The 6,205-nt window shown below is 61.8% G+C and carries 8 protein-coding genes; 7 read left to right on the top strand and 1 reads right to left on the bottom strand.

Going from position 1 to position 6,205, the window contains the following annotated elements; translation table 11 throughout:
• From rlmD to AACR77_RS20945, 3 genes are all read left to right on the top strand, one after another.
• On the top strand, nucleotides 1-935 hold a 935-nt coding region (gene rlmD, locus AACR77_RS20955), incomplete at its 5' end, for a 23S rRNA (uracil(1939)-C(5))-methyltransferase RlmD (RefSeq protein ID WP_042882178.1).
• A 188-nt stretch (nucleotides 936-1,123) separates the two neighbouring features.
• Entirely contained in the window at nucleotides 1,124-1,633 is a 510-nt protein-coding gene (locus AACR77_RS20950; RefSeq protein WP_193557374.1) for a GNAT family N-acetyltransferase, read from the top strand.
• Nucleotides 1,634-1,714: 81 nt separating this feature from the next.
• Nucleotides 1,715-1,885 carry a DUF5363 family protein gene (locus AACR77_RS20945; RefSeq protein ID WP_171864938.1) on the top strand — a complete coding sequence of 57 codons (171 nt, stop codon included), beginning with the start codon at nucleotides 1,715-1,717 and terminating at the stop codon, nucleotides 1,883-1,885.
• On the opposite strand, the gene tppF is transcribed toward AACR77_RS20945, so the two are convergent.
• Nucleotides 1,854-2,468, bottom strand: a complete 615-nt coding sequence (gene tppF, locus AACR77_RS20940; RefSeq protein WP_042014943.1) for a type IVa pilus pseudopilin TppF — start codon at nucleotides 2,466-2,468, stop codon at nucleotides 1,854-1,856. The genes AACR77_RS20945 and tppF overlap by 32 nt on opposite strands.
• Before the next feature lie 40 nt (nucleotides 2,469-2,508).
• On the opposite strand from tppF, the gene AACR77_RS20935 reads away from it, so the two are divergent.
• From AACR77_RS20935 to deoC, 4 genes are all read left to right on the top strand, one after another.
• Complete coding sequence (locus AACR77_RS20935; protein ID WP_041214451.1) at nucleotides 2,509-3,297, top strand: TatD family hydrolase; 789 nt, start codon at nucleotides 2,509-2,511, stop codon at nucleotides 3,295-3,297.
• A gap of 213 nt (nucleotides 3,298-3,510) precedes the next feature.
• A complete protein-coding gene (locus tag AACR77_RS20930; protein ID WP_010673026.1) occupies nucleotides 3,511-4,785 on the top strand; it encodes a NupC/NupG family nucleoside CNT transporter in 1,275 nt (424 codons plus the stop codon).
• Between the two features lie 123 nt (nucleotides 4,786-4,908).
• Entirely contained in the window at nucleotides 4,909-5,079 is a 171-nt protein-coding gene (locus tag AACR77_RS20925; RefSeq protein WP_010673027.1) for a XapX domain-containing protein, read from the top strand.
• A 387-nt stretch (nucleotides 5,080-5,466) separates the two neighbouring features.
• The coding region (gene deoC / locus AACR77_RS20920; protein ID WP_042882174.1) for a deoxyribose-phosphate aldolase at nucleotides 5,467-6,205 on the top strand (739 nt) is incomplete at its 3' end.

Genomic DNA, 6,205 nt, shown 5'->3' with positions numbered 1-6,205 from the left:
AGATCGGCTTCTACCGCAAGCACTCCCATGACCTCATCACCGCCGATGATTGCGCGGTGCAGGACTCGCTGCACGTGGAGCTCAATGCCCGGGTACGCAACTGGATGCGCGAGCACGACATCGCGGCCTATGACGAGGTGGCCCACACCGGCTGCGTGCGCAACCTGATGACCCGCAAGGGCTTCAAGAGCGGCGAGCTGATGGTGGTGCTGGTGACCCTGGGTGAAGCGCTGCCGTTCGAAGCCGAGCTGCTGGCGGCCCTGGCGGATCTGCCGGTCACTACTCTGGTGCAGAACATCAACGAGGCGCGCACCAACCGCATCCTGGGTGACAAGAACCGGGTGCTGCTGGGCAGCGGGGTGATCCGCGACAAGATCCACGAGCTCGAATTCGAGATCTCGCCCCTCTCCTTCTTCCAGAACAACCCGAGCCAGACCGACGTGCTCTACTCCAAGGCGCTGGAGTATTGCGAGCTGACCGGCAGCGAGACGGTGTTCGACATCTATTGCGGCATCGGCACCATCTCCCTGTTCCTGGCAGGCAAGGCCGCCAAGGTGGTGGGGATTGAGTCGGTAGAGAGCGCCATCAGCGACGCCCGTCGCAATGCGGCTCTCAACGGCATCGAGCAGACCGAGTTCCACGTGGGCAAGGCGGAGCAGCTGATGCCTGCCCTGCATGCCGACGGGGTGAGTGCCGACGTGGTGGTGATGGATCCACCCCGCAAGGGCTGTGACAAGGCGGTATTGCAGACCCTGGTGGCCATGGCGCCGCGCCGTCTGGTCTATGTCTCCTGCAACCCCCAGACCCTGGTCCGGGATCTCGCCTGGCTGGTCAAACAGGGCTTCGTGCTGGACGAGGTGCAGCCGGTGGACATGTTCCCGCACTCCATGCACGTGGAAGCGGTCGCTCGCCTGAGCCTGCCAGCGAAGGCCTGATCGTCGCTCGGAATCTTCCCCTCGCGCGATGCAGGTGGAAGCGGTCGCCTGCCTGAGCCTGCCAGCGAAAGCCTGATCGGGCCGAGGGCGTGGCGTTAGCCAGATGGCTCTGATAAAAACGACTCCTGAGGGAGTCGTTTTTTTTATGGTCGTGGTCGGCAGAACCACCAGGCAGGGAGATCGGCGTGATGATTCGTATGGCAGGGGTGGAGGATGCGGCGGCGCTGGACAGCTTCTTCGGGCAACTGGACAGGGAGACCCGCTTCATGCTGTATGAAGCGGGAGAGCGCCCCTCGGACATAGCGGGGCAGCGCAGGCGGCTCGAGGCCATGGCCGCGTCCCCCAACCAGGCCATGTGGCTGCTGGATCTGGCGGGGGAGGTGCAAGGGTTTGCCGCGCTCCTTGGTGGCGGCCTGGCACGCAACCGCCACTGCGCCCTGGTGGTGATGGGGCTGCGTTCGGGGGCGCGCGGGCAGGGATGGGGGGAACGGTTGCTGCGTACCCTGATCGCGACCGCGAGGGATCTCGGTATCCACCGGCTGGAGCTGGGAGTGATGGCCCACAACGAGGTGGCCCACGCCTTGTATCGCAAGTGCGGGTTCGTGGAGGAAGGGGTGAGACGGCAGGCCTATCGGCTGGACGAGGGCTATGTGGACGAGATTTCCATGGGGCTGTTGCTGCCGCTGGACAGGCCATGACGCCGCTGGCCCCGAGATGCTGGTCTGGGGAGTTGGATTGGGGCAGGCTTGTGGGGAAACCATCGAGACAAGGAGGCGCCCATGAAGGGGATATTGCTGCGTTGGCTGGCTCGCTACGATGCCTGGTGCCAGGAGTGGGGACTCACACCGGAGAACCGGCGCTGCTGCGCGCCGGTACGCCATGATGAAGAGGAGAAGCGCCCGGACAAGGGCGACGACCTCACTGGAACTGGCGGGTCACGGCGCCAGTGACGCTGTTGTAGTCGAACGAGAGCCCGTCGGGGTATGCCGGGAAGCGGCCCACGGAGCTGCGCAGGGTATAGCGGCAGTTGTCGTGACGAAGGGCGCCGTCAGCCTGAGCGTCTGCCGGGATGAGCCGGGAGATGTAGTCACTGTCTGAATCCTGGTGCAACTCATCGGCCACCGTCAGATCGGTATCGAGCAGGGCGCCAAACAGGCTCTCGCAGTCGTCCCGGCTGCTGACGGAGATCTGATCGCTGTCGCCACCGGGGAAGACGGTATCGGGCCCCTGACCTCCCTGGTCCTCCTTGGTGCCCACCGGCCAGCCATGGCTGTTGATGTCGAGATCCTGCCTGCCCATGCCGCTAAAGTTGTAGAGTGCCAGGGGCTCCCCCTTCACCTTGACCGCCCAGCCGGCGTGGGCGAGCCGGGCGGCACTGGCAAAGCTGCCCGCCGTGGACGAGACGCTGCTCTTTAGCCCGTCGTCCTGGATGTTGATGAAGCGGGGCAGGGCGGTCACGGCCAGGATCCCCAGCACGATGATGACCAGCACCAGTTCTATCAGGGTAAAGCCTCGGGAAACGTGTGTTGGCATGGAATGAACCCATTGAGTACGACAGACAGGTAAGCGCGACATGGAATTGATAGACACCCACTGCCACCTCGATTTTCCGGTCTTTGACGCCGATAGGGAGGCGCTGCTGACCCGGTGGCGCCAGCTGGGGGTGGGCGAGTATATCATCCCCGCCGTGGGAGAGGAAAACTGGGGGCGGGTGATGGCGCTGGCCGGGCGCCACGACGACATCCGCTATGGCCTGGGGATCCATCCCTGGTATGTGGGCAAGCAGCCTCGGGATGCACTGACCCGGTTGGAGACCCTGCTGGCGAGTCGGCCCCGTGGGCTGGTGGCCGTGGGGGAGTGCGGGCTGGATCTGCGCTCCCATGTGCCGCAGGAGGGGCAGGTCGAGATGTTCGAGGCGCAGGTGCGGCTGGCCATGGCGCATGAGCTGCCCCTCATCGTCCACTCGGTGCGTGCCAACGACACGGTCGCCAAGATCCTGCGGCGCTTCACTCCGCCACAAGGGGGGGTCATTCATGCCTTCAGCGGCTCCCTGCATCAGGCGGAGGTGTTCTGGCAACTGGGTTTCAGGCTGGGGATCGGGGGGGTCATCAGCTATGAGCGCGCCAACAAGACCCGGGAGGCGATACGCCAGATGCCGCTGGAGGCCTTGCTGCTGGAAACCGACGCTCCCGACATGCCGCTGCAAGGCCAGCAGGGAGAGGTGAACACGCCGGCCAGCCTGCCGACCATAGCCCGCTTGTTGGCACAATTGCGGCAGCAACCGCTGGAGGATGTTATTTCGGTGTTACATGACTCCACCCGGCGGCTGTTCCCCCCAGGAAATCATGAAATTAACATTTGATTATCAAATGATGACCGAGTGATAAAAAACAGGGCCCATAAAAATCGTTTGCGGTCTAATTAAACGATGTTCAGGCCGTTTGTGGCTTATAAAATGTGACCAGTATTCTATTTTGTCGCACCGTAATTAGTATAATGCGCACCCTTGATTAGCGGCTTCAATACACAAATCGTTAACAAGCTGGCAGGTGCTACTAAAGAGGAAGTGTTAATAATGAATCTGATAATGGGTCTGGTAGGGATGGCGACGCTCATCCTTATTGCGGTGCTGTTCTCCAGCAACCGCAAGGCAATCAAAATTCGTACCGTAGGTGGCGCCTTTGCCATCCAGGCCGGTCTGGGGGCCTTCGTGCTCTACGTGCCTGTCGGTCGTGACATCCTGGTGGGCGTGTCCGACGCCGTCTCCAGCGTCATCGGTTATGGCCAGAACGGCATCGAATTCCTGTTCGGTGGTCTGGTTGGCAACAAGATGTTCGAAGTGTTCGGTGGCGGTGGCTTCGTCTTCGCCTTCCGCGTCCTGCCCGTCATCATCTTCTTCTCTTCCCTGATCGCGGTACTCTACTACCTCGGCATCATGCAGTGGGTGATCAAGCTGCTGGGCGGCGGTCTGCAGAAGGTGCTGGGCACCTCTCGTACCGAATCCCTCTCCGCCACTGCCAACATCTTCGTCGGTCAGACCGAAGCCCCGCTGGTGGTACGTCCCTTCATCTCCAAGATGACCGACTCCGAGCTGTTCGCCGTCATGTGTGGTGGTCTGGCTTCCGTTGCTGGCTCCGTGCTGGCCGGTTACGCCTCCATGGGTGTCAAGATGGAATACCTGATCGCCGCCTCCTTCATGGCTGCCCCGGGTGGTTTGCTGTTCGCCAAGCTGCTGGTACCGGAAACCGAGACCCCGAGCTACGACGAGAACACCGCAGAAGGTGAGCTGGACGACAAGCCTGCCAACGTGATCGACGCCGCTGCCGCCGGTGCCTCCGCCGGTCTGCAACTGGCCCTGAACGTGGGTGCCATGCTGCTGGCCTTCATCGGCCTCATCGCCATGATCAACGGCATCTTCTCCGGTGTGGGCGGCTGGTTCGGTTACCCGCAACTCTCCCTGGAGCTGCTGCTGGGCTGGCTGTTCTCCCCGCTGGCCTTCCTGATCGGCGTGCCCTGGAGCGAAGCGGTCGTGGCCGGTTCCTTCATCGGTCAGAAGCTGGTGGTCAACGAGTTCGTGGCCTACCTGAACTTTGCCCCCTACCTGAAGGATGAAGTGCTGATCAACGGTGTGGCCATGTCCGAGCACACCAAGGCGATCATCTCCTTCGCCCTGTGCGGCTTCGCCAACCTGTCCTCCGTCGCCATCCTGCTGGGTGGTCTGGGCTCCATGGCACCGAACCGTCGCGGCACCATCGCCAAGTTCGGTCTGAAGGCCGTGCTGGCAGGTTCCCTGTCCAACCTGATGTCTGCGACCATCGCAGGCTTCTTCCTGGCGCTGTCCGGCATGTAACATCGCCTGACTGACAGGATAAAGACGAACGCCACAGCGATTTGCTGTGGCGTTCTCGTTTGGGGTGGTGACAACCGTTTTCCTGTCAAGACTAATAATAAAGTGAGTCAAATCGGAGGTTCTATGAATGAAGTGCTACTGGCTATGGCGGCCGGCTTTATCGTTGGGGTGTTGTTTTCTTTCCTCAAGTTGCCGATACCGGCGCCGCCCGTCCTCTCCGGCGTCATGGGGATCGTGGGGGTCTATCTGGGGGGCATTGCCTACTCCTGGATCCTGACCCGCTTCTTCTCTTAAGCGCCTGCCAGCGCTGGATTTGCCGGGTGTGAGGTACCTCTGAAATTGGCAAATCCGGCTTGCAAACACGGGGTATCTCGGCTGAAATAGGCGATGCCAGCAGGGTGCTGGCATTGACTAATGCCCGGTGAATCCGGGTGTTGGCGGTCAAATGGAATTGATTGGGAAGTCGGGTCTGCGTAGTCGGCCTTTCTCAAGTCTTCATGGAACCAAGTCCGCACTTTTGTAAGAAAGTGACAGGGCTCTTGCCTTATTTGCAGCCGTATTGCCTGTGCATTTGCGCTGCAATTCCATATCCCGTTGCTCCGGGAACGTCTCTGCCGACCCTTGGTGTTCGGTGAAGCCGATCGCGGGTGATGGGGCTTAACAAGACTTTGGAGACATAGCATGACTGATCTGAAAGTGGCCGCCCAACGCGCCCTGAACCTGATGGACCTGACCACCCTGAACGATGACGACACCGATCAGAAGGTGATCGACCTGTGCCACAAGGCCAAGTCTCCGGCCGGCCTGACCGCCGCCGTCTGCATCTACCCCCGTTTCATCCCCATCGCGCGCAAGACCCTGCGTGACATCGGCGCTGCCGACGTGCGCATCGCGACCGTGACCAACTTCCCCCACGGCAACGACGACATCGAGATCGCCGTGGCCGAGACCCGCGCCGCCGTGGCCTACGGTGCCGACGAGGTGGACGTGGTCTTCCCGTACCGCGCCTTCATGGCCGGCAATGAACAGGTCGGCTTCGATCTGGTCAAAGCATGTAAGGAAGCCTGCGGCGCCAAGGTACTGCTGAAAGTGATCATCGAGACCGGCGAGTTGAAGGAAGAGGCGCTGATCCGTCGCGCCTCCGAGATCTCCATCGACGCCGGTGCCGATTTCATCAAGACCTCCACCGGCAAGGTGCCGGTCAATGCGACCCCGGAAGCGGCCCGCATCATGATGGAAGTGATCAAGGCCAAGAACCCGAAAGTGGGCTTCAAGCCGGCCGGTGGCGTGAAAGACGCCGCCGTGGCGGGTCAGTACCTGGCCATGGCCGAAGAGATCCTGGGCAAGGACTGGGTATCCGCCCGCACCTTCCGCTTCGGCGCCTCCAGCCTGCTGGCCAGCCTGCTGGCGACCCTGGGGC

Source organism: Aeromonas sp. ZOR0002 (genome assembly GCF_963866995.1).
Classification (GTDB): domain Bacteria; phylum Pseudomonadota; class Gammaproteobacteria; order Enterobacterales; family Aeromonadaceae; genus Aeromonas; species Aeromonas caviae.
The sequence above is the reverse complement of the archived record's forward strand: the minus strand, read 5'-3'. Positions and strand labels throughout refer to the sequence as shown.